This window comes from Roseospira visakhapatnamensis, assembly GCF_014197915.1.
GTDB lineage: Bacteria > Pseudomonadota > Alphaproteobacteria > Rhodospirillales > Rhodospirillaceae > Rhodospira > Rhodospira visakhapatnamensis.
In genome coordinates, this window is the sequence record NZ_JACIGK010000002.1 from 81,958 (window position 1) to 104,072 (window position 22,115).

Annotated in this window: 17 protein-coding genes; 12 read left to right on the top strand and 5 right to left on the bottom strand. The window is 69.1% G+C overall.

The window, feature by feature from the left end; genetic code table 11:
• The first annotated feature begins 69 nt into the window (after positions 1–69).
• Positions 70–2,109, top strand: a complete 2,040-nt coding sequence (locus GGD89_RS01830; RefSeq protein WP_184042399.1) for a type VI secretion system Vgr family protein — start codon at positions 70–72, stop codon at positions 2,107–2,109.
• A gap of 153 nt (positions 2,110–2,262) precedes the next feature.
• Here GGD89_RS01830 and GGD89_RS01835 read toward each other — a convergent pair whose 3' ends face one another.
• Positions 2,263–3,015: a DNA alkylation repair protein gene (locus tag GGD89_RS01835; protein ID WP_221238274.1), complete on the bottom strand. Its 753-nt coding sequence runs from the start codon at positions 3,013–3,015 to the stop codon at positions 2,263–2,265.
• Positions 3,016–3,156: 141 nt separating this feature from the next.
• Complete coding sequence (locus GGD89_RS01840) at positions 3,157–4,116, bottom strand: exopolyphosphatase (RefSeq protein WP_184042401.1); 960 nt, start codon at positions 4,114–4,116, stop codon at positions 3,157–3,159.
• A 447-nt stretch (positions 4,117–4,563) separates the two neighbouring features.
• Here GGD89_RS01840 and GGD89_RS01845 point away from each other — a divergent pair, with 447 nt between their 5' ends.
• The gene (locus tag GGD89_RS01845; protein WP_184042402.1) at positions 4,564–4,911 is read left to right on the top strand and encodes a hypothetical protein; all 348 of its coding nucleotides are present in this window, start codon (positions 4,564–4,566) and stop codon (positions 4,909–4,911) included.
• 82 nt (positions 4,912–4,993) lie between these two features.
• On the opposite strand, the gene GGD89_RS01850 is transcribed toward GGD89_RS01845, so the two are convergent.
• The 3 genes from GGD89_RS01850 to GGD89_RS01860 form a co-directional block, all read right to left on the bottom strand.
• Entirely contained in the window at positions 4,994–7,621 is a 2,628-nt protein-coding gene (locus GGD89_RS01850) for a penicillin-binding protein 1A (protein WP_184042403.1), read from the bottom strand.
• 152 nt (positions 7,622–7,773) lie between these two features.
• Positions 7,774–9,297 (bottom strand): N-acetylmuramoyl-L-alanine amidase, encoded by a 1,524-nt coding sequence (locus GGD89_RS01855; RefSeq protein ID WP_184042404.1) that lies wholly within the window; start codon positions 9,295–9,297, stop codon positions 7,774–7,776.
• Positions 9,298–9,654: 357 nt separating this feature from the next.
• Complete coding sequence (locus GGD89_RS01860) at positions 9,655–9,984, bottom strand: sulfurtransferase TusA family protein (RefSeq protein ID WP_184042405.1); 330 nt, start codon at positions 9,982–9,984, stop codon at positions 9,655–9,657.
• A 113-nt stretch (positions 9,985–10,097) separates the two neighbouring features.
• On the opposite strand from GGD89_RS01860, the gene GGD89_RS01865 reads away from it, so the two are divergent.
• The 10 genes from GGD89_RS01865 to GGD89_RS01910 all read left to right on the top strand — a co-directional run bounded on the left by GGD89_RS01865 (position 10,098) and on the right by GGD89_RS01910 (position 21,984).
• Entirely contained in the window at positions 10,098–10,472 is a 375-nt protein-coding gene (locus tag GGD89_RS01865) for a rhodanese-like domain-containing protein (RefSeq protein WP_184042406.1), read from the top strand.
• A gap of 274 nt (positions 10,473–10,746) precedes the next feature.
• A complete protein-coding gene (locus tag GGD89_RS01870; RefSeq protein ID WP_184042407.1) occupies positions 10,747–11,265 on the top strand; it encodes a universal stress protein in 519 nt (172 codons plus the stop codon).
• A 653-nt stretch (positions 11,266–11,918) separates the two neighbouring features.
• Complete coding sequence (locus tag GGD89_RS01875; RefSeq protein WP_184042408.1) at positions 11,919–12,488, top strand: response regulator; 570 nt, start codon at positions 11,919–11,921, stop codon at positions 12,486–12,488.
• Positions 12,489–12,631: 143 nt separating this feature from the next.
• On the top strand, positions 12,632–13,285 hold the full coding sequence (locus GGD89_RS01880) for an MlaC/ttg2D family ABC transporter substrate-binding protein (RefSeq protein ID WP_184042409.1): 654 nt from the start codon (positions 12,632–12,634) through the stop codon (positions 13,283–13,285).
• A 323-nt stretch (positions 13,286–13,608) separates the two neighbouring features.
• On the top strand, positions 13,609–14,931 hold the full coding sequence (locus tag GGD89_RS01885; RefSeq protein WP_184042410.1) for an ABC1 kinase family protein: 1,323 nt from the start codon (positions 13,609–13,611) through the stop codon (positions 14,929–14,931).
• Between the two features lie 189 nt (positions 14,932–15,120).
• A complete protein-coding gene (locus GGD89_RS01890) occupies positions 15,121–17,937 on the top strand; it encodes an ATP-binding protein (protein WP_184042411.1) in 2,817 nt (938 codons plus the stop codon).
• A gap of 119 nt (positions 17,938–18,056) precedes the next feature.
• The gene (gene coaBC, locus GGD89_RS01895) at positions 18,057–19,298 is read left to right on the top strand and encodes a bifunctional phosphopantothenoylcysteine decarboxylase/phosphopantothenate--cysteine ligase CoaBC (RefSeq protein WP_184042412.1); all 1,242 of its coding nucleotides are present in this window, start codon (positions 18,057–18,059) and stop codon (positions 19,296–19,298) included.
• Positions 19,295–19,759, top strand: coding sequence for a dUTP diphosphatase (gene dut / locus GGD89_RS01900; RefSeq protein ID WP_184042413.1), 465 nt, complete (start codon positions 19,295–19,297; stop codon positions 19,757–19,759). Before coaBC ends, dut begins: the two co-directional genes overlap by 4 nt.
• Positions 19,760–19,984: 225 nt before the next feature.
• Positions 19,985–21,655: an ATPase domain-containing protein gene (locus tag GGD89_RS01905; RefSeq protein ID WP_184042414.1), complete on the top strand. Its 1,671-nt coding sequence runs from the start codon at positions 19,985–19,987 to the stop codon at positions 21,653–21,655.
• The gene (locus tag GGD89_RS01910; protein ID WP_184042415.1) at positions 21,652–21,984 is read left to right on the top strand and encodes a circadian clock KaiB family protein; all 333 of its coding nucleotides are present in this window, start codon (positions 21,652–21,654) and stop codon (positions 21,982–21,984) included. The genes GGD89_RS01905 and GGD89_RS01910 overlap by 4 nt, the downstream gene beginning before the upstream one ends.
• Positions 21,985–22,115: the final 131 nt, after the last annotated feature.

Below are 22,115 nucleotides of genomic sequence, written 5' to 3' on the forward strand. Positions count from 1 at the left end.
GTCGACCGAGGAGACCCGGCCCGGTCCCCGCGCGCACCGGATGCCCGGGTCTGTCCGAAAGGACGCTTCATGTCGGACGTGGTCCTGACCCAGGACGGCCGCTGGCTCACCATGGACAGCCCCCTTGGCGCGGATGTGCTCATCCCCACCGGCCTGGCGGGCGAGGAGCGGCTGTCCACCCTGTTTCTCTTCACGGTGGACGTGCTGTCGTCGGACGACGCCATCGATCCGGCGACCCTTCTGGGCAAGTCGGTCACCGTGCGCGTGCGCCGGGGCGAGGATCTCGACCCACGGCCGTTCAACGGCATCGTCAAGTCCATGGCCGGCGGGCCGCTGGTGGTCCACGGTTACCGCGCCTATCGCCTGGAGGTGGTGCCGACGTTCTGGTTGCTGACCAAGACCAGCGACTGCCGCATTTTCCAGACTCAATCCGCGCTGGACATCATCAAGGCGGTGCTGTCGGAGGGCGGCGTGTCCGCCCTGGAGACCTCGGGCGTGACCAGCCAACCGGCCCAGCGGGACTACTGCGTCCAGTACAACGAGACCGATTTCGCCTTTGTTTCCCGTCTTCTGGAGGAAGAGGGACTCTTCTATACCTTCCGCCACGAGGACGGGACGCACACCATGGTGCTGGGCGACGCGCCCAGCGCCTATGCACCCTGCGACGACGCCGACGCCTACTACCGGTCCGGCGGCCGTGCCCATGCGGACGGGGTGTTCGCGTGGACGGGCGGCGCCTGGTTCCGCACCGGCAAGGTGGTGCATGACGACTACGATTTCGAGGCGCCCTCCACCGACCTGAAGGCCGAGACCAGCACCGTGCTGGATCCGGCCGACTTCAAGTCGTGGGAGCACTACGAGTATCCCGGCCGCTACGTGAAGAAGGATCGCGGCTCCGCCCTGGCCCGGGTGCGCATGGAGGCCGAGGAGGCGGAGTATCAGGTCGCCGAGGGCAGCGGGGCCTACCGCATGTTCTCGCCGGGGCAGACCTTCACCCTTAAGGAGCATCCGCTGCCCACCGTCGCCGACACCGAACACGTGCTGCTGAGCGTGCGCCACCAGGCGTCGGACGAAAGCCACTTTTCCGGGGGCGGCGGATCATCCTACGCCAATGGCTTCACCTGCCTGCCGGCCACGGTGCCCTTCCGTCCCGCCCGCAAGACGCCGAAGGCGGTGGTGCGCGGGCCGCAGACGGCCATGGTGGTCGGCCCCTCCGGCGAGGAGATCCACACCGACACCTACGGCCGCGTCCGCTGCCAGTTCCATTGGGACCGTCTGGGAAAGTCCGACGAGAAGTCGTCCTGCTGGATCCGGGTGGCGCAGATGTGGGCTGGGCGCCAGTGGGGGACCCTCTTCATTCCCCGCATCGGCATGGAGGTGGTGGTCGAGTTCCTGGAGGGTGACCCCGACCGGCCCCTGGTCACCGGCTGCGTGTACAACGCCGAGACCATGCCGCCCTACACCCTGCCGGCCAACAAGACGCAAAGCGGCATCAAGACGCGCAGCAGCGCCAAGGGCGGCACCGCCGACTTCAACGAACTGCGCTTCGAGGACAAGAAGGGCAGCGAGGAAGTGTATGTCCACGCCCAGAAGGACTACACCCGCTTCGTCGAGAACGACGATACCCTGACCGTGGAGCACGACCAGACCCAGACGGTGAAGAACAACCGCACGCGCACGGTCAGCGAGGGCAACGAGAGCGTCACCGTCGCCAAGGGCAACCAGACCATCACCGTGTCCGAGGGCAACCAGTCGGTGACCGTCAGCCAGGGCGACCGGACGATCGCGGTTTCGCAGGGCGATCAGTCCACGACCGTCAGCATGGGCGACCAGACCAACACCCTGGGTCAGGGGAACCAGACCAACACGCTCAGCCAGGGCAATCACACCACCACGTGCTCGCTGGGCAAGATCACCCTGGAGGCCATGCAGTCCATCGAGCTGAAGGTGGGCGCCAACAGCATCAAGATCGACCAGAGCGGGGTGACCATCAAGGGTACCATGGTCACTGTCGAGGGGCAGGCGACCACGACGGTCAAGGCCCCCATGACGACGGTCGAGGGCCAGGGCATGCTGACCCTCAAGGGCGGCGTGACCATGATCAACTAGAGCAAATCCCGAGCGATCCGAACCGGATCGCGACGACGATTTGCTTAAATATCAGAGTCATAGAGTATGGTGCGTGAGCCCAGGATTACGCACCTTGCGCTAAGGCGCGGGCCGGCCACGGACGGCAACGGTCCTTCTCAAGGGCCGTCGGTATTACGCGTCCTTGAGGCTGCGCTGGGCGCGTCGGCAGATGCGCCGGGTCGCCGGATCCACGGCGTCGTCGCCGACGCCGCCCAGCCAGCTTGCGCAGAGCGCGCGTACCCACGCCGGATCCCCGCGCGCCGCGTCGTTCAGCCAGTTGGCCACGGAATCCTGGACGTAGGGCGACGGGTCGGCGCGCAGCGGTGCCAGCACGGGCAGGCCGCGCCCCGGATCGGCCTTCAAGGCCGCGATGTGCCGGCACCAGACGCCGCGTGGCCGCGTGCTCTCCACCGCGAAGCGGCGCAAGGTATCCCGCGCCTCGCCGGTCCAGGGTTCCAGCAGGGCGATGGCCCGGTCGACGTCGGCCGCGATGCGCGCGCGCACGCCCAGCCAGGCCCACTCCCGCACGCCGAAATGCGGATCGGCGGCGAACGGTCGGATGCGTGCCAGGCGGGCGGGCAGGTCCAGGTCGTCCAGCGCGCCGACGGCATAGGCACCCCATCCCCGGGCCATGTCCGAGGGATGTGCCGCCAGGGTATCGATGATCGCCGGCCCCTTGGCCTCCAGCAGCACATCGGCCGCGGCCGCCATGCGCCGCGTGATGCCGGCGTCCGCGCCGGCGCGGGTCTCCAGGCGGGGGCCCAGGCCGGGTGCCACGTGGTCCAGCAGGACGCCCAGGTCCATGGCGAACATCTCGACCAGCGTGCGGGTCTCGATGTGTCCGGCGTTCAGGTCGGCCAGCACGGTGGCGGGGACATCGGCCATGCGCCCGGCGCCCTTGCGGGCCGGCGGGGACGCCTTTGGACGGGAGGGAGTCATGGGAGACACCCGCCGGACAAGCCCGCACCGGACAAGCCCGGTTGACGAGGCGGCCGGGACGCCGGCCATGGTATCCGGGGGCGGCCGTCAGCCATCGGCGATGATCCGCGTGGCCAGTTCGGCGGCGACGCGGTCGGCCTCGGCCTCGGGAACCTGACAGGTGCCGGCGGTCTCGTGACCGCCGCCGCCGTACTCCAGCAGCAGATGGCCGACATCGGTGCGCGCGGTGCGGTTGAGGATCGACTTGCCGACGGCGATCTCGATGACGCCGGGCCGGCTGGCCCGCGACAGGTAGAGCGAGATGTTGATCTCGGGAAACAGCGCGTAGACCATGAACCGGTTGCACGCGAAGATCATGGGCTCGCGCCGGAAGTCCACGATCATCAGGTTGTCCCGTCGGCGGGCGTTGCGGCGGGTCTGGTGCTCGGCCTGTTCCTTGTGCTGAAGATACAGGTGGACGCGTTCTTCCACGTCGGGGATGTGCATGATCTCGTCGACGGGGTGGCGCCGGCAGTAATGGCTCAGGTCGACCATCAACTGGTCATTGGAGATCGCGAAGTGCTTGAGGCGGTGCAGGCCGGTGCGGGGATCGATGACGAAGTTGAGCATCGTCCAGCGGTCGGGCGCCAGGATGTCCATTTCGTCGTAGTCGGCGCTGTCGGCCTTGTCGACGGCCTCGATCATGTCCTCGGCGATCTCGGGAAAGCCGGCGCGGCCGCCGTAGTGCTCGTAGATGACGCGGGCCGCCGAGGGCGCCCGGCCGTCGATGATCAGGTTTGGACGCGGACCGACGCGGGTGATCTCCGAGACGTGATGATCGAAGGCCAGGTGCACACCCTCCACGAAGGGCAGGTTGGAGGTGATGGTGTCCGGCGTGACCGGAACGCGCCCGGCCTGCATGTCGTTGGGCTGGGCGAAGGCGATCTCGTCGATCAGCCCGCGTTCGCGCAGCAGCACGGCCGAGATGACCCCGTCGAAGTCGGCGCGCGTCAATAGCCGGAAGACCCGGCCCTGTTCGGAACGGTCCTGCCCCTGCTGGTCTGCCATCGTTTGTCCTCAGTCCCCGGTGGTGGACCACCCCCCCCATGACGCCGGTGCCGGGCCGTTCCGGCGACCCTCACGGGGTCGCGCACAGGGACCCCGACGACGGCGGCGCGATGGCCCCCGGACCCTGCCCTAGCCCGGGGACGCGTCTTCTCTCATCGCACCATACGCTCGTGGTGGCGGGGCGCCAACGAGTTCCTGAGCGGGAGATCCCCGGGCGGGCGGGCGTTCGTCCACTCTTGATGTGATGACTCAATCAATGCAAAATCTCATGCAAGAGGGAAAAGAGACCCCCTCCTACCGGCGGCGGCCGTGCGAGATGCATCCGCGGGCCGGTCACGGGCTTCAACGGTCGTTCCCAAATGACCGTTGCCATCAGGACTCCACCGGTAACGAAAAGCGCTGGGTCTGCGGGCGCTTTTTTGGGGACCGTGGCGCGGGGAATTCGGCATGAGTTTCTTCCGACGCTTGATCGGCGCCCTTGGCGCGGCGTCCCAGGTCCGTCATGGCATTCAGGTCGGGGACCGTTACGTCAAGACCGACGGCCAGTATCAATCGGTGTGGGTGGTTCGCCAGATCGTGCATTTCGAGGGCATCCCGCCCCATGCCCGGCTGGCCAACAACCATGACTTCGATCATGGGTACCGGACGATTTCGGTGACCGCCCTGGCCGATCCAGATCTGTACCGCCGCGCGACCGCCGACGTGGGGCGCCCGCAGGGCGGGGCGCCCGGGGGACGGTCGGGTGCGGGTCGAGGGGGTGGCGCGTCCGGGCGCTACCACCGTGGTTCGGGCTGATGGCGGCGGCCACGGACCGCAACGGTCATTCTCAATGACCGCTGGTATCAGTCGCCGGACGCGATACCGGGCCCCCCCGTGATCAATACAGACCGCCGGCCTGTGGGGCCCCGCCGCCGCTGGGCGGCGGGGGAGGCGCGGTGCCGACCTGGCCACCGCCCACCGGCCCCGACCCGATCGCCGGGGTGGCGCTGGATCCGTAGCCGTACACGCCGCTGGGCATGGGCACCACGCCCACCCCGGCCGTGGACGGGAAGCCGTAATGGGCGCCATGGGCCGAGCCATCCAGGACCACGGGATTGCGGACCGGCCCCTCGCCCGGCTTGAATGCCTCGGCGATCACGTCGCCGCCGCCGCTGGCGCGCTGGCCGGTATGGCGGTCGACGGTGATGAACTGGATGCCCGGCGGCACCGGGAACGGTCGCGCGGGGGTATCGGCAAGGGCGGCCAGCATGAAATCGCGGAAGATCGGCGCGGCGGCGGTGGAGCCGGCCTCCCGTCCGCCCAGCGTGCGCGGCTCGTCGAAGCCGACGAACACACCCACGGCCAGGTCGGGGGAGAAGCCGACGAACCAGGTATCGAAGGAGTCGTTGGAGGTGCCGGTCTTGCCGGCCAAGGGCCGGCGCAGGGCGGCGCCGACGCGACCGCCCGTCCCCCGCTGCACCACGCCCTGGAGAATGGAGACCATCTGGTACGCGGTCAGGGGATCGGTCACCTGCGACCGGTCGTCGGGCACGAAGGGCACCGGCTGAGCGGCCCACTGCACCTGCTGGCAAACCTCGCAGGCGCGGGCGTCGTGACGATAGACGGTGCGGCCGTGGCGATCCTGAATGCGGTCGATCAGGGTCGCCTGGATGTCCTTGCCGCCGTTGACGATGCGCGCGTAGGCCGTGGTCAGGTCGAGCACCGTGGTCTCGATGGACCCCAGCGAGGCGGCCAGGTACTCCGGCATGTCGTCCACCACGCCGAAGCGCTCGGCCACGTCGGCCACGTTCTCCATGCCCACCGCCTGGGCCAGCCGCACCGTCATCAGGTTCCGGGACTTCTCGACGCCCATGCGCAGGGTGGACGGGCCGTAGAACCTGTGGGAGTAGTTCTTGGGCTTCCACTTGGGCATGCCCGGTCCCTGGTCGTAGACGAAGGGGGCATCCAGGATGATCGACGCGGGCGTGTAGTCGTTCTCCAGCGCCGCCATGTACACGAAGGGCTTGAATGACGATCCCGGCTGCCGCAACGCCTGGGTGGCGCGGTTGAACTCCGAGCGTTCGGCGGAGAAGCCGCCCATCATGGCCAGCACGCGCCCGGTGCGGGGATCGATGGCCACCAGCGCACCCTCGATATCGGGAAGCTGGCGCAGCGCGAAGGTGGCGGGGGGCGTGGCGTCGGTCTCCTGGCCCTCGCCGCCGCCGTCCGAGGCGACCGGGGTGGGGGGCAGCGGGTCGCCATCGGCATCCACCGCCTCGACCAGCACCACGTCACCCGGCGAGAGCACGTCGCCGGCGGATCGCGGCGCGGCACCCACGCGCTGATCCTCCCGCCAGGGCCGCGCCCAGGTCATGGTGTCGAAGGCCATGGTGCCGGTGCGGCCGTCGACGAAGCCCAGGCGCACGGACCGGGCGTCCACGCCCAGGGCCACCGCCAGGGTCCAGGTCTCGGGCGTGCCCGCCGGCCGGGCGATCCCGGCCAGGTCCTGGCGCCAGGCATCGGTGGCCTCGGAAACGGGAATGGTGGCCACCGGGCCCCGCCAGCCATGACGGCGGTCGTAGGCGATCAAGCCGTCGCGCAACACCTTGCCGGCGATCGTCTGAAGCGCCGGATCCAGGGTCGAGCGCACCGCCAGGCCGCCCTTGTACAGCGCGTCCTCGCCATACTGCGTGGCCAGGGTGCGGCGGATTTCCTCGGCGAAGAAGCCGGCGCCGTAGACCGCCTGGGTCTCGTCGCGCCTGCGCATCTGGATGGCCTCGGAGCGCGCCTGCGCCGCCTCCGCCGGGGTGATGTGGCCATCCTCTAGCATGCGGCCGATGACCCAGTCGCGGCGGCCATAGGCGGCGTCCGGGTTCCTGACCGGGTGGTAGTTGTTCGGGGCCTTCGGCACGGCGGCCAGATAGGCGGCCTCGGCGATGGTCAGTTCGTCCACCGACTTGTTGAAGTAATTCAACGCGGCGGCGCCGACCCCGTAGCTCTGATGGCCGAGGTAGATTTCGTTCATATACAATTCAAGGATGTGATCCTTGGTGAACGCCTGTTCGATCCGGAAGGCCAGCAGCGCTTCCTTGATCTTGCGTTCTATGGAGACCTCGTTGGACAGCAGGAAGTTCTTGGCCACCTGCTGGGTGATGGTCGAGGCGCCCACCGGCCGCCGTCCGGTGTTGACGTTGCGCAGGTTGGTGATGACGGCGCGGACGAGGCCCTGAACGTCGATGCCCGGGTGGCTGTAGAAGCTCTTGTCCTCGGCCGAGAGGAAGGCGTTGCGCAGTCGTTCCGGGATGGCCTCGATCGGCAGGTAGATGCGCTTCTCGATGGCGTATTCGGCCATCAGGCGCCCGTCCGAGGCATAGACCCGCGTGGTGACAGGGGGTTCGTAGGTCTTCAGGTGGTCATAGGCCGGCAGGTCGCGGCCAAAGTGGTACAGCACGTATGCCACACAGGCGACGCCGACCACGCCCATGACGAGGGAACCGGCCACGAACAGGCGAAAAACCTTCAACATGCGGACGCCAACTTGGAAAGGGTGGATGGTCCCCGGGACACGCCGGAACCGACTCGGATCTCACGGCGACGACCCGGGCGGGACCACGCGGGCTTAACCCGGGCATCCACGGGGGACGTCAGCATCCGTCGTAGGTTGCGAATGTGGCGTGGTCAAGGCCGCTGGGCGCCCTGGACGACGGTGAAGAACCGGTCCAGGGACCGCACCACGGCATGCGCCAACTTCACCCGATAGGCCCGCTGGCGCAACAGTTTTTCGTCCGTGCGATTGGACAGATAGCCCATTTCCAGCAGCACCGACGGTACATCCGGCGCCTTCAGCACGGCGAAGCCGGCGTAGCGGCGGCTGTGGTTGAGGGTGCGGACCTCCCGGGGCAGTTCCGCGAGCAGGGTGTTGGCGAAGCGGACCGAGCGGTTCATGGTCTCGCGCTGGGCGAGATCGATGAGGATGTTGGTGACATCCGCCGATTCCGCGCTGAAATCCATGCCGAGGATGATGTCGGCCTTGTTCTCGCGGTCCGCCAGGGCGGCGGCCTCGGCATCGGACGCCTTTTCCGACAGGGTGTACACCGAAAGACCCCGGACGCCCGGATTGCGCAAGGCGTCGGCGTGAATGGACAGGAACAGGTCGGCCTCGGCCTGGCGCGCGCGGCGCACCCGCTCGCGCAGGCGGACCGAGACGTCGCGGTCCCGCGTCATGAACACCCGGTAGCGGCCGGTGCCCATCAGCACCTGGCGCACCTCCTGCGCCATCGACAGCACGATGTCCTTCTCGTAGACGCCATTGACGCTGATGGCGCCGGGATCGCGGCCGCCGTGTCCCGGGTCGAGGGCGATCACCGGTTTGCGCGGCAGCGTCGGCTTGCGGGCCGGGATCGGCACGAAGGCCGCTGGCGCCGCCGACGGCAAGGGGGCCGGTGTCAATGCCGGGGCCGCCGCCACCGCCGGGATGGCGGTGGCCACCGGAGTCAGCGGCGTGGGCGCCGGCGGCGTCGCAGCCGCCACCACGGGGTCCAGCAGGGAGGGCAACGGCGGCGGCTCTTCCGCGCCGGGTGCCGTGGACGCCAGCGCCGGCGCTGGCATCGGCGCCGGATCGGCCTGGATGGCGCGCTCCACGCCGGCGGCGGCGCGGAAGGCCGACGGCGTGGTGGTCGTCAGGTCGATCACCAGGCGCCAGTCCCGCCCGTCGCGCGGCGACAGCACGAAGGCGTTGGCGACCTGCGTCGGTCCGTCGAGGTCCAGGACAACCCGGGTCAGGCCGTCGGGAAGCAGGCCATGGCGCACGCCGCGCACATGGCCCTTGGACGCGGGCAGGGCGCCGGCCGGCACCAGCCAGTCCGCCTGTCGCAGGTCCAGCACCAGACGCGGCGGATCGACGAGGGTGAACAGCCGATAGGCGGGGCGGGCCGATACATCCACCACCACGCGGGTGCTGCTGGCATGCAGGCCCAGGCGGAACCCGGTGGCCAGGGTCTGAGCCAGCGCGGTACCGGTCCAGCCGCTGGCTGTCGCCAACCCGCAGGCCCCGGCCCCCGCGACCAGCAGGCCCCGGCGCGACAGGTCGATCAGGCCCGCCGGGGTCTGCCCGGGCGCGTCCGACGGCACCACGACCGGCGCCCCGGACGACGCCGGGGCGACCTGGGAGGCGGGTTGGGTCGGGTCGGCTTCGACCGCCATCAAGGGTATTCCTTTATCCGGGCGGTGTCCGGAAACCGGACAGGTCACACCCCATCGCGTCCCGCTCGCCGAGGCGACGACCGCGGCGGCATTGCCGGAGCCCCCTCCCGGGGGCCCCCTCAGTCAATCTTCCCGTCTTCAATCTCCCCGTCTTCGGTCCCAGTGTCACACGCAAGCCGTTAAGAGCGTATGACCGGGGTGGCGCGGGGACGGGTCACGGGCGGATCTCTGGCTCATCCTACCGACCACAGATCTTGTAGTTTCGTATACGCGAATCGTTGCAACCCCGCAAGATAAAATGAAAAACCGTTTGGCGACGGCCGAGAAAGGGGATCGGTCGCCGCGCGGGGATCGGTGTCATCGCGGCGGCGTCTCGTCCCCCGGGCGCGACGACTCCGGAGGTGTCGGTTGCCGCAGCCAATGGTGGATGGTTTCCCCATCCCGATGTTGCGCCAGCAGGTCGGCGGCGCCGCGCGCGGCCAGGGCGCGCATGTCCTCGACGCTGGCGGGGTCGGTGGTCCAGACCTCCAGCACGGCCCCGGGGGCCAGCGACCGCAGGGCCTTGACCGAGCGCAGGACCGGAAGCGGGCAGCGCAGGTCGCGGACGTCAAGAACGCGATCCGCGCGCGGGGGTGAGGCCTCGGGGGCCATCATGACCTCGGAGGGGTCGCGGGGGTTATCTTGCATTGTCGATGAAAATCCTGCTAAAGATCGAGTATTCGACCCCTACGAAAGTGCGAACGGATCCTGTGAGCGTCCGGCCCTCGTTCGATCGTAGCACACACCGGTGGATCGATCGCATGTTCCGCATCCCCGACGACGACGAAGCCGAGTCGCGCGTGCGCGCGCAGGTTCAGCGTGTGCCGGCCGCTCAGGCCATCGCCTGGCATGCCCATGGCACGGTGTTTGTCCTGGACGTCCGCGAACCGTTCGAGTTCGACCAGGGGCATATTCCCGGTGCCTATTTGATGCCGCTGTCGGGGTTCGATCCGCGTTTCATGCCCGATCCCGGGGATCGTCGGCTGCTGGTTCACTGTGCCGTTGGCATTCGCTGTGGGCATGCCGCCAAGGCATTGGTGCAGTTCGGCTATCCGGATCTTGTCCACCGACTCGACGGGGGCATCGCGGCGTGGGAGGCCGCCGGCGGCCCGCTTCAGGGGCCGTCCGATCCCTGACCGGACGCAGTCGCGTGGGCCATATTTTGTGGCATGGCGGTGGGACGGCGGCTGCCGGATCGCCCCGACACCGATCGCGATTGCGTTCCCGTGACAATCCTGGGAAAGATGACACTTCGGTGGCGGAGGCCGCGCCGGGCGCCGGGGGACGTCTGGGGCAGGACCAAAGTCCGTCGTCGGACCACGCCGTCCACGGTGGGGTCGCTCCACGTCCGGCTTGCCGGGCGACGGGACGTGCCATCGGGAGGGGTGGTCGGGAGGGAGGACCCGAGCGATGCATGATCCCGTCACACCTGTGTCCCGGACCGATCCGGGCGCGTCCCTGGGGCCGGAGGACCGCACCTTTCTGGTGGTGGTCGACGGCAGTGTCGAACAGCGCGCGGCCCTGCGCTTCGCCTGCCGGCGCGCCGGCAACACCGGCGGCCATGTGGCCTTGCTTTATGTCACCGAACCGGCCGAGTTCGCCCACTGGGGGTTCGTCGGCAAACGCATGCGCGACGAGGCCCGCGAGGATGCGGAGAGCCTGCTTCAGCGCCAGGCATCGCTGGTCGGGCGGATGACCGGGCGCATGCCGGCCCTGTTTGTTCGGGAGGGGACGCCCACCGAGGAACTGCTGGCGCTGCTGGACGAGGAGCCGGAGATCTCCGTCGTCGTGCTGGCCAGCGGGTCGGGCAAGGACGGGCCGGGGCCGTTGATCACCGCCCTGACCGGCAAGCAGGCCCATCGCCTGCGGGTGCCCATGACCATCGTCCCCGGGGACCTGTCGGACGCGGCCATCGACGGCCTGGCCTGACCAGGCCGCCGTTCTCTCCGCCGCGTGACGGGATGGCCGATCCCACCGGTCGTCGGGGTGGTCGCCGATCTGGCCGGGCCGTTTCCGGCGCCGGGGTGCGACATCCGGGTGTCCTCGGGGGTCGCATCGCCGCCGACAGGCGTGCACCAGAACCGTGCTTTGATGTCTGATACCAGCGGCGGATGAGTGTGACACATTCGCCGCCGGGCGCCTTGCTGGCGCCCGGATGGTCAAGATCCTGGCACCGCGACGCGGTGCCAGGGCGGTCCCAGCCCACTCCCCCACCCGGCCATCCCAAGCATATACTGTCGTGGGCGGGGGAGTGGGCCGGCAACGGTCATACCAACGGTCATTCTCCATGACCGTTGGTATGACCGTGTCCTTACAACGGCGCGGCGCGACCTTTGACGACCTTCCGCCCTCTGCGATACAATATTGAAATGTAAACAATTGTTTGCGTTTCGGCTTGGTCCCGCCGTCACCCCGGGGTGACCGTCGTCTGAGTCGTCATGGCTGGTTGGCGGTCCGAGGGTTTTTCCGCTTGACTTGCCCCTCGATCCCGACAGTCTCTGGGGCGGACGAGGGTCCAGAGGCAAGGACCACGGCCATCGTCGCCACGAAGCATAGGGCAACGGGAGGCAATAGAGGCGAGGATGGCCGGATACAACCTGGAACGCCTGAACTTCCTGATCGTGGACGACAACAAGCACATGCGCGCGTTGGTCAAGACCATCCTGCATGCGCTGGGGGCGAAAAGCGTTCATGAGGCCGCTGACGGCGCCGATGCCTTCAAGGAACTTCGCCATTTTCCGGCCGACATCATCATTTGCGACTGGAACATGTCGCCGCTTGACGGTCTGGACTTCGTGCGGCTGGTGCGAACCGGCAAGGACAGCCCCAACCCCTTCGTGCCGATCATCATGCTGACCGGCCACACCGAGATGCACCGGGTCGTCGAGGCCCGCGACGCCGGCGTGCACGAGTTCCTGGCCAAGCCGATTTCGGCCAAGTCACTGTACTCGCGGGTCAAGGCGATCATCGATCGGCCCCGTCCCTTCGTGCGCACCAAGACCTACTTCGGCCCCGACCGCCGCCGCCGGCAGATGGAGTGGAAGGGGCCGGAGCGCCGCAAGGCCAACCGCGAGGCGGCCGCCCGCGCCAAGGAGGCGCAGGAGACCGGCCTGTCGCAGGACGAGGTCGAGGCCCTGCTGAAGGGCGGCTGAGGCCGTCCAGGCCGTGGACGGTCCCGGCAATCCATGTTAGCCATGATGCCAACGGAAGGCCGGTTCGCGGACTCGCCGAGGCGAACCCCATGCGGCATCCCGACCGCCTTCATTCCCATCCGCTTGACTCATACGAGGGCCCCATGACCCTGATCCCCCGCTTTTCGTCGGTCCGCCCGCGCTGGATCCCGGCCGTTCTGGTGGCCCTGTCGCTGCTGGTCGCCGCCCCCATGGGCGCCCGCGCCGCCGATCTGCCCAACGAGCCCGCCGCCTTCATCCAGGCCGTCGCCTCCCATGCCATCGACAACATCCTGACCCCGGACATCTCGCAGAAGGAGCGGATCGGCCGCTTCGAGACCCTTCTGGATGAAGCCTTCGACCTGGAGGCCGTGGGCCGGTTCGTGGTCGGCCGCGCGTGGCGCACGGCCAGCGAGGAGGAACGCACCGAGTTCCTGCGGCTGTTCAAGGAGTTCAACGTCTACAACTGGGGCAGCCGGTTCGACGAATACGGGGGCCAGCAGTTGCACGTGCGCAACGTGGTGCCGGATGGGGACAAGGGCCACTTCATCGAGACCGAGATCGGCGCCAAGGAAGGCAACCCGTTCGTCGTCACCTGGCGGGTCCGGCAGCGGGCCGGGGGCTTGCGCATCGTCGACCTGTCGGTGGAAGGCATCTGGATGTCGCAGACCTGGCGATCCGAGTATGCCTCGGTGTTGAAGAAGGAAGGCACCGTGGCCGGCTTGAACGCCGTGCTGGAGCAACGCCTGGAGGACATCCGCGCCAAGACGACGCTCTAGAACCAGCCTGCGGGATGTGTCCGGGTTGCGCGCCGGGACAAACGGGCGCGCGGCCGGTCGTGGGCGGTGACCATGCGCCGCCACCGACCCGGTGATGCTTGATCACGATGCGTGATGCGGGTCCAAGGGACCCCGGCGGCGCCTTTGACGGGCGCCGCACGCGTGTCCGGTATCGGTCGGACGTGGGCGTGTGGGGGATGGAGGCGGCGCCTGATCCGGGCGCCGTGTCGGGGATAACCGTGTGCCGGGGTGCGTGACTTAGTCACAGCCTCACCGCTCGGGCTTGGGTAGGATCGGTGCCCAATCCCCCGAAGGACACCCCGATGACCGAGCATAAACCCGACTCCCGTGCCCTGGCGGTGCCCAGCGGCCGTCTGACCCGCCTCGCCCGTTTCGGCGGCCTTGCCTCCAACATCGCCGGCACGGCGGCGCTGCACGGCGCGCGCCAGGTGGTCCAGGGCAAGCGGCCCCGCGCGAGCGACCTGCTGCTGACGCCCGCCAACGCCCGCAAGGTGGCCGATCAGATGGCCCACATGCGGGGCGCGGCGATGAAGGTGGGCCAGCTCATCTCCATGGACGCGGGCGACATGCTGCCGCCCGAACTGGCCCAGATCATGGCCCGGCTCAGGGCCGATGCCCATTACATGCCGGGCGCGCAGCTCAAGAGGGTGCTGGACGACGCCTGGGGCCAGGGCTGGCAAAGGCGGTTCGCCAAGTTCACCGTGCGGCCCATCGCGGCGGCCTCCATCGGGCAGGTGCACCGGGCCCATACGCTGGACGGACGCGACCTGGCGATCAAGGTGCAGTACCCGGGCGTTCGCCGCAGCATCAACAGCGACGTGAACAACGTGGCCGCCCTGATGCGGATGTCCGGGGTCATGTCCAAGGACCTCGACATCACGCCGATGCTGGAGGAAGCCAAGCGGCAGCTCCACGAAGAGGCCGACTACGAGCGCGAGGGTCGGTATCTCACGCGGTTCGCCGAGCTTCTGGCCGGTGCCCCGGACTTCGTGGTGCCCAGCCTGCACGCGGACCTGACCACGCGGGACGTGCTGGCGATGGACTACGTCGAGGGTGTGGGCATCGAGACCCTGGCCGACGCGCCGCAGGAGATGCGCGACCGGGTGATGGCGCTGCTGATTGGGTTGCTGTTCCGCGAGTTCTTCGAGTTCCAGCTGATGCAGACCGACCCGAACTTCGCGAACTACCGCTATCAGCCGGCGACGGGCCGGGTGGTGCTGCTGGACTTCGGCGCCTCGCGCGCGTTCCGCCCCGAGATGGCCGAGCAGTTCCGCCGCCTGATGACGGCGGGTATCGATGGGGACCGCGCGGCGGTGCGGCAAGCAATCCTCGACATCGGCTTTTTCGCCGAGCATACGGCCACGCACCACCAGCAGCTCATGGTCGACATGTTCGAGATGTCCATGGAGCCCCTGAAGCGCCCCGGCGCCTTCGACTTCGCCGACAACGATCTGGCGGTGCGGATGCGGGACGTGGGGATGGCGCTGGGCGCCGACCGCGAGTTCTGGCATATCCCGCCGATCGACACGCTGTTCATGCAGCGCAAGTTCGGCGGCTTCTACCTGCTGGCGAGCCGGCTGAAGGCGCGCGTCGACCTGCGGGCCATCATCGAGGGCTATCTTTGAGACCACCCGTCGTTGACCTCGACGCGTCCGGGTCCCGGTCGAGGGGACTCACGGGAAGGCTCGCTTTTTTTCGGCTCATCCGGGATCCTCGGAGTCGAGGGGGGCGAGGGGGCCAGCCATGGCCCGGCGCGCCGCGGTGGATCGCTGGCCCGTGACGCGGCGATGACCCGTCTGGGAGGATGAGCAGGCGTGCGCTGGTTGGCGGTGTTTCTGGTCGTCGCGGTGGCCGCGTCGGGGTACATGGCCCATCGGTTCATGGTCGATCGTGACCGGCTGCTGCACGAACACCTGGTGGAGGTGCGCGCCACCTGGGGGGCGGTCACGCGTGTCTACCGGCTGGTGGCGGAGAGCATCATCGCCGAATCGGTGAACACGCCCGAGGTCTGGTCGATCATGCGCCGGGCGGTCCAGCGGGAGGGCGACCAGCGAGACCTCGCCCGCGCCCAGTTGCGCCGGCTGATGCTCCCCGTCTACGAGCGTCTGACGCAACGCCGGCTGCGGCAGCTCCACTTTCACCTGCCGACCGCCGAAAGCTTCCTGCGTGTGCATATGCCGTCCCGGTACGGCGATTCCCTGACCCAGGTCCGCCCCTCGGTGCGCCTGGCCAACACCGAGCGGCGCCGGGTCACCGCCTTCGAGATCGGCAGGCTGTATCACGGCTTCCGGTTCGTGTTTCCGCTGGGCGACGAGCACGACACCCTGGGAACGGTCGAGGCCAGCGTTGGCTTCGATGCCCTGAGCGCGGAGATGGCGCCGCTCATTCCCCGGACCTCGTTCCGCCTCATCCTGAACGCGGCGACGGTGCGGGACCGGGTGGACCCGGATCGGCTGGCGCTGTACGCCCCGGTTACCTTCGCCCCGGATTTCCTGCTGGAGGGCAACGCCGAGACCGGCGCGCCGACGCAGGGGTTCGGGACGCCGACGGACCCGGTGACGCGGCACCTGGCGCGCTGGGATGATCTTCCGGACCGGCTGCGCCAGGGCGCGGCGTTTGCCCTGCCGGTGACCGTGGCGCGGCAGCCCTGCGCCGTGAGCTTCCTGCCGGTGCCCAACGTAACGGGGGAGGTCGCCGCCTACGTGATCGCCGTGACGGCCGTGCCGGATATGGTGGCGCTGCGCAACGGACGGCTCGTGGAGGCGGCCGTGATGCTGCTGGTCATGGGCCTGGTGGTGGCTCTTCTGGGGGTGACCGTGGACAGCCGGCGTCGCGCCCTGGTGGAGCGGCGCCGACTGCTGGCCGTGGCGGACACCATGGCCGAGGGCCTTTATGCGCTCGATCGGCGGGGCCGGATCGCGTTCGTCAACCAGGCGGCGGAACGGCTGCTGGGCTGGACTCGGCCGGAGATCCTCGGGCGACCGCCGGCCGCGCTGTTCGTGCCGCCCGCCGAGGCCGCTGCGGTGGCGGACGCGGCCAACCCGACGGCCATCGCCTGGCGCGTCGCCGACGACGATCGGAGCGGCCCGCAGGCCCGCGTGACCGAGGGGGCGGCCGATGCCGCGCCGACGGCGGTGGAGGGCCCCCGGGACGTGATCTTCACCCGCGCCGACGGTCGCCGGTTCACGGCGCAGGTCACGCGGGCGCCCCTGGTCGAGACATCGGCCACGGCCGAGGTGGCCGTCATCACCTTTTCCGACGTCACCGAGCGGCGGCGGGTCATGGAGGACCTGCGCATCCGCAATGCGTTGCTCGGCACGCAGCTCGACGCGTCGCCCGAGGGCATTCACTGGGTGGACATGGACGGCGTCGTGCGGTCCTGGAACCGGCGTATGCTCGACCTGTGGGGGCTGGGCGCGGCGACGCTGGACGGGGCCGACCGGACCCGCCTGCGGGCGCTGTTGCGCGACCGGCTGGCCGACCCAGACGGCCCGGCGGGCCGTGAGGTGCTGGCCCTGGTGGAACGGCCCCCCGAACACCCGGAGGCGCGCGGCGCGGAGCTGGAGGTGGCCACGGTCCATGGCCATGTCCTGGAGGTGCTGTGTCGGCCGCTGCGGGCGGAGGATGGCACCGCCTTCGGCCACGTCTGGTTCACGCGCGACATCACCCCCTTCCGCGCGGCGGAGCAGGCCCTCGCCGATCGCTCCCGGGCCGTGCAGGACGCCAACGCCGATCTGCGGGCCAGCCGCGAGAATCTGCGCCGGCGCACCACCGAACTGGCCCGTCTGGCCGAAAGCCTGGACGTGGCGCGGGGCGAGGCGGAGGTCCGGAAGACGGAGGCCGAGCGGACCCTTGCCCAGTTGCGGGAGACCCAGGCGCACCTGGTCCAGGTGGAAAAGGCGGCCGCCCTGGGGCATCTGGTGTCCGGCGTGGCGCACGAGATCAACACGCCCGTGGGGACCGCGCTGACGGCGATCACCCACCTGACGGATGAACTGGCCCGCCTGCGCCAGGACGTGGAGGACCGCAAGGTGGACCGGCGGCGGTTCGCGCGTTTCGCCGACGTGGCCGATGGGACCGCCGCGCTGGTCCGGTCCAACCTGCGGCGGGCCGCCGATCTGGTCAGCGGCTTCCAGCGGATGTCGGTGATGCCCGAGGCGGGCGACCGGGCCGTGTTCGACCTGCGGGCGGTGGTCGACGGGGCCGTCGCCACGGTGCGCGCCACGCATGCGGCGCACCCGGCCCGCATCGACGTGGACGTTCCCCCGGACATGGACATGGAGGGCTATCCCACGGCCCTCGGCCGCGTGCTGGAGATGCTGCTGGACAACGCGCTGATCCATGGCCTGCCGGACGGGCGGGACGGCGCGGCTTGGGTGACCGTGGCCTACCACTCCGAGACCGAGGTGGTCGTGCGTATCGGCGACGACGGCGCCGGCATCGCCCACGACAGCCTGACGCGGGTGTTCGAGCCGTTCTTCAGCACGCGGCGCGGCCAGGGGCGCAACGGACTGGGCCTGCACATCGTGTTCAGCACCGTGACCGAGGTGCTGGGGGGGCGCATCAGCCTGGATTCCGCGATCGGACGGGGCACGCTGGTGATCCTGGAACTGCCGCGCCGCGCGCCCTGACCCCGGGATCCCGGGCGGGAGGGCCGGCGCCTTGCGGTCCACGGGACGGGCCGCCTACTGTCGTCCCCGACCCCGGTTGACCCCGGCGCCCGTTCACCCCGACCAGAGGAACCCCGCGCATGCTTGAGGATCGCCGCGTCCTGCTGATCGTCGCCGGCGGCATCGCCGCCTACAAGACCCTGGACCTGATCCGTCGGCTGCGCGAGCGCGGCGCCCGGGTCCGCTGCGTGATGACCGCCGCTGCCCGGCAGTTCGTCACGCCGCTGTCGCTGTCCGCCCTCACCGGCGACAAGGTCTACGACGACCTGTTCTCGCTGACCGACGAGGCGGAGATGGGGCACATCCAGTTGTCCCGCGATGCCGACCTGCTGGTGGTGGCCCCGGCCACCGCCAATATCCTGGCGCGCATGGCCCACGGCCTGGCCGATGACCTGGCCACCACGGTGCTGCTGGCGACCGACGCGCCGGTGCTGGTCGCGCCGGCCATGAACGTGCGCATGTGGGACCATCCGGCGACCCGGGCCAACATGGCCGTGCTGCGGGACCGGGGCGTGGCCGTGGTGGGGCCGGACGAGGGCGACATGGCCTGTGGCGAGTACGGGCCGGGGCGCATGGCCGAGCCGCAAGCCATCCTGGCGGCCATCGCCGGCCATCCGCGCAAGGCCGGGGCCGGTCCCGACGCCGTCTCGGGGCCGGGTCCCCTTGCGGGGCGCCGCGCCCTGGTCACCAGTGGTCCCACGCACGAGGCCATCGACCCGGTGCGCTACATCGCCAATCACAGTTCGGGCAAGCAGGGCCACGCCATCGCCGCCGCGCTGGCGCGTCTGGGGGCGGCGGTGACCCTGGTGTCGGGGCCGGTGCGCGTGCCCGACCCGCCCGGGGTGACGGTGGTGGCGGTGGACAGCGCCCGGGCCATGCTGGCCGCCTGCCAGGCGGTGTTGCCGGTCGACGTGGCGGTGTGCGCGGCCGCCGTGGCCGACTGGGGCGTGGCCGACCGTGCGCCGCAGAAGCTGAAGAAGGCGCCGGGGCAGGAGACCCTGACCCTGACCCTGACCCGCAATCCGGACATCCTGGCCACCGTGGCGGCGCCGGGACCGGCGCGTCCCCGCCTGGTGGTGGGGTTCGCCGCCGAGACCGAGCACCTTCTGGAGCACGCCCGCGAGAAGCGCGCGCGCAAGGGCTGCGACTGGATCGTCGCCAACGATGTCGGCGCCGCCACCGGCACCTTCGGGGGCGATCGCAACACGGTGCATGTCATCGGTACCGAGGGCGTGGAGGCCTGGCCTCCGCTGACCAAGGCGGCGGTGGCCGAGCGTCTGGCCGCGCGCATCGCCGAGGCCCTGGCGGAGGACGCCTCGTGACCGCTCCGGCCGCGCCCCTGCCGATCCCGGTGGTTCGCACCGAATCCGGCGTCGACCTGCCGTTGCCCGCCTACGCGACCCCGGGGGCGGCCGGCCTTGATCTGCTGGCGGCGGTTTCCGCGCGGGTTGAATTGAGGCCGGGAGATCGCCAATTGATTCCTGCCGGTCTGCGGATCGCCCTGCCGGCGGGATACGAGGCCCAGGTGCGCCCCCGCTCCGGCCTGGCCCTCCGGCATGGCGTCACGGTGCTGAACACGCCGGGCACCATCGACGCGGACTATCGCGGCGAGGTCGGGGTCATCCTCATCAACCTGGGGGCCGAGCCCTTCGCGGTGACCCGGGGGATGCGAATCGCGCAACTGGTCGTGGCGCCCGTGACCCGGGTGGCCTGGGCTCCGCTGGACGTCTTGCCGGAGTCCGCGCGCGGTTCGGGTGGGTTTGGCTCCACTGGAGGGCGATGACAGGCCCCGAGCGTGGGGAATCGAAACCGCCGGGTGACAGGTTCGTGTACATCTTAGCGAGATCGCGGGGGTTCCCGCTCGTTATGTTAGTGGAAGACACGTGCGGCGATATGATACGGTGACGGTTCACGAAGGCGTGTTTCCAGGGGCGATGGCGTGTTGAGGGGATCCCCGGACCGACACGGCGCATTCCGCCAGGACTCTAACGGAGGTCAGGATACCCCCATGAACGTTGAGCAGATCAGCACCGGCGTGACCGGCCTTGACCGGGTCCTGGCCGGCGGATACGTGGCCCACAGTCCCACCCTGATCGTTGGCCCGCCCGGGTGTGGCAAGACCCTGTTCCTGCTTCAGTTCCTGGCGTCGGGGGCGCACCAGGGCCAGCGCGTGGTCTGCGCCACCTGCTCCGAGGCGCCGGAGCGGCTGGTCTCCTACATGCGGGCCCTGAACCATCCGGTGGATCAGTGGCTGACCGACGGACTCCTGACCTTCGTCGACCTGCGCCCGATTCATTCCGAGATGGTCGCCGGACCCTACAACCTGGATGTCGTGAAGGTTCGGGTCGATGCCGCCCTGGCCGTGGAAGGCACGGTGCCGGCGGATGCCCGCCTGTGTATCGACGATCTGAACCGTCTAGCCTATGCCTTCGACGCCTCGGGCGTCGCCTATGAAACCACCCTGTCCTTGCTGAAGCTGCTGCGCGATACCCGGGCCACCACCCTGATCGCCATGGGGGACGACGATCAGCGCCGCATCACGCCGGTGGACTACGCCGTCGATGCCATCATCGAACTGAACCAGACGGTGGAGAACCGGTTGATGACCCGCACGCTGCGCATCTCGAAGATGCGCGGCGTGGGGCATGGAACCAATATGTACCCGTTCCTGATCGACGGGTCGGGACCGCGCCTGATCCCCATCACCGGCCTGGATGGCGTCTACCGGTCGCGCCAGGGGATGGTGAGGACCGGACATGACGGCCTGGACCGCCTGCTGGGCGGTGGTGTGTACCGGGGCGGTGCCGTGATGATCACCGGGACCTCGGGCACCGGGAAAAGCACCCTTCTGGGGCTTTTGTCCGTCGGCCTGTGCACCGAGGGCATGACCGGGATCTATCTGAGTTACGAGCAGGATCAGAGCGAACTGCGCCACGACCTCGACGGCGTGGGAATCGACGTGGGCTCGTTGATCGACGACAACAAACTGGACATCCGGCTGATCCGCTCGGTCGACTACGGTCTGGAAGAACACCTGATCCGCATCACCCGCACCTTGATCGACGAGAAGCCGGACTTCCTGATCATCGATGCCGTGACCGCCTTGATGGACCTGGGCGCGACGTTGTCGGTCAAGGGCATGCTCGTGCGCCTGATCGACTTCTGCAAGGCCCAGGGCACCACCATCATTCTGACCGAGTTGCTGACGGATGCGGCCCTCAGCGGTAGCACGCTTGGGCTGTCGTCGCTGCTGGACACCTGGATCCGCGTGGAACTGCATCGCCAGTCGGGCGAATACGTGCGCCTGATTCGCGTCCTGAAGGGACGAGGCGCGCGCACATCCTCACAGCTCAAGGAATTTCACATCACCAGCGAGGGTATCGTGATCGAGGATCCCTACCTGGGCGCGGGCACCTTCGTGTTCGGCACGGAAAAGCTTGTGCGCGAGCAGCAGGAGGCGTTTGAGTACGGTGAACTGCGGCTGCAGATGGCCCACCTGAAACGGCAACTCACCCACGTGCCCATTGCGTTCGATGCCCGCGTCGCGCAGACCGAAATGGAACGGGACGAGGCCATGGAGCGCGTGCGGGCCGATATCGCTCATCTGGAACGCCGCATCGCCGGGATGGCCAGCCACGCCGATCAGATCCGTCGAATCAGGGGGGGGCATGGTCAATGACAACCGATGGCCGCTCGCAAGGATTTCGCGCGACGCTGCGGCTGTTCGTCGTCGGACGAACGGCGGCGACGCGTCGGGCGGTCGCCAATGCCCGGACCCTGGGAGAGGTCGACATCATCGACGTGCGGGAACACCCTCACCTGGCGGAGGCCGATCGCATCATCGCCACGCCAACCCTGATTCGGACCGATGCCGTGTCGGTACGGATCATCGGGGACCTGAGTGACCTGGACGCCGTGCGTGCCCACCTTGGCCCGCCGTTTTCCAGGCCGGAGGACGACACGCCGGGCTGGGAGTGCGACGACACGACGTTCGGCGATCCGCTGTGATCGTCTCCCTGGATTGTCAAAGCATTTGCTATGTTAGATAGTTTTTTTGGAAAATAAACACTTAAAATTGTTTTTCGAGACGCTCCCGACGGATCCTGCGCGCCGGGGCGAGCCCAGCGCCGCCACACGGG

What these genes read in the sequence shown, in the direction of transcription:
- GGD89_RS01830 (WP_184042399.1), top strand. Translation starts at nt 70, where the DNA reads ATGTCGGACGTGGTCCTGACCCAGGACGGCCGCTGGCTCACCATGGAC.
- GGD89_RS01835 (WP_221238274.1), bottom strand. Translation starts at nt 3,015, where the DNA reads ATGGCCGATGTCCCCGCCACCGTGCTGGCCGACCTGAACGCCGGACAC.
- GGD89_RS01840 (WP_184042401.1), bottom strand. Translation starts at nt 4,116, where the DNA reads ATGGCAGACCAGCAGGGGCAGGACCGTTCCGAACAGGGCCGGGTCTTC.
- GGD89_RS01845 (WP_184042402.1), top strand. Translation starts at nt 4,564, where the DNA reads ATGAGTTTCTTCCGACGCTTGATCGGCGCCCTTGGCGCGGCGTCCCAG.
- GGD89_RS01850 (WP_184042403.1), bottom strand. Translation starts at nt 7,621, where the DNA reads ATGTTGAAGGTTTTTCGCCTGTTCGTGGCCGGTTCCCTCGTCATGGGC.
- GGD89_RS01855 (WP_184042404.1), bottom strand. Translation starts at nt 9,297, where the DNA reads ATGGCGGTCGAAGCCGACCCGACCCAACCCGCCTCCCAGGTCGCCCCG.
- GGD89_RS01860 (WP_184042405.1), bottom strand. Translation starts at nt 9,984, where the DNA reads ATGCAAGATAACCCCCGCGACCCCTCCGAGGTCATGATGGCCCCCGAG.
- GGD89_RS01865 (WP_184042406.1), top strand. Translation starts at nt 10,098, where the DNA reads ATGTTCCGCATCCCCGACGACGACGAAGCCGAGTCGCGCGTGCGCGCG.
- GGD89_RS01870 (WP_184042407.1), top strand. Translation starts at nt 10,747, where the DNA reads ATGCATGATCCCGTCACACCTGTGTCCCGGACCGATCCGGGCGCGTCC.
- GGD89_RS01875 (WP_184042408.1), top strand. Translation starts at nt 11,919, where the DNA reads ATGGCCGGATACAACCTGGAACGCCTGAACTTCCTGATCGTGGACGAC.
- GGD89_RS01880 (WP_184042409.1), top strand. Translation starts at nt 12,632, where the DNA reads ATGACCCTGATCCCCCGCTTTTCGTCGGTCCGCCCGCGCTGGATCCCG.
- GGD89_RS01885 (WP_184042410.1), top strand. Translation starts at nt 13,609, where the DNA reads ATGACCGAGCATAAACCCGACTCCCGTGCCCTGGCGGTGCCCAGCGGC.
- coaBC (WP_184042412.1), top strand. Translation starts at nt 18,057, where the DNA reads ATGCTTGAGGATCGCCGCGTCCTGCTGATCGTCGCCGGCGGCATCGCC.
- GGD89_RS01905 (WP_184042414.1), top strand. Translation starts at nt 19,985, where the DNA reads ATGAACGTTGAGCAGATCAGCACCGGCGTGACCGGCCTTGACCGGGTC.
- GGD89_RS01910 (WP_184042415.1), top strand. Translation starts at nt 21,652, where the DNA reads ATGACAACCGATGGCCGCTCGCAAGGATTTCGCGCGACGCTGCGGCTG.